The 212-nt window shown below is 37.3% G+C and carries 1 pseudogene; it reads left to right on the forward strand.

The features are described 5' to 3' along the window. Nucleotides 1–212, forward strand: a pseudogene (gene ureC, locus B2X72_RS11150) (urease subunit alpha); the annotation flags it as partial.

A 212-nucleotide genomic window follows, 5' to 3' on the forward strand; every position in this document is an offset into this window, starting at 1 on the left:
TATTAAGGATGGTAAAATTGTTGGTGTTGGTCGTGCTGGAAATCCGGATACAATGGACAATATTACACCAAATATGATTATCGGTGCTTCTACTGAGGTACATGGTGGATCGGGATATATCTTAACTCCAGGTGGTATTGATTCCAATATTCACTATAACAGCCAAACACAAGTTGAAAAGAACTTGAATAGTGGTGTTACAACAATGATTG

The sequence above is a fragment of the Sphingobacterium sp. UBA7253 genome, assembly GCF_002472745.1.
GTDB lineage: Bacteria > Bacteroidota > Bacteroidia > Sphingobacteriales > Sphingobacteriaceae > Sphingobacterium > Sphingobacterium siyangense.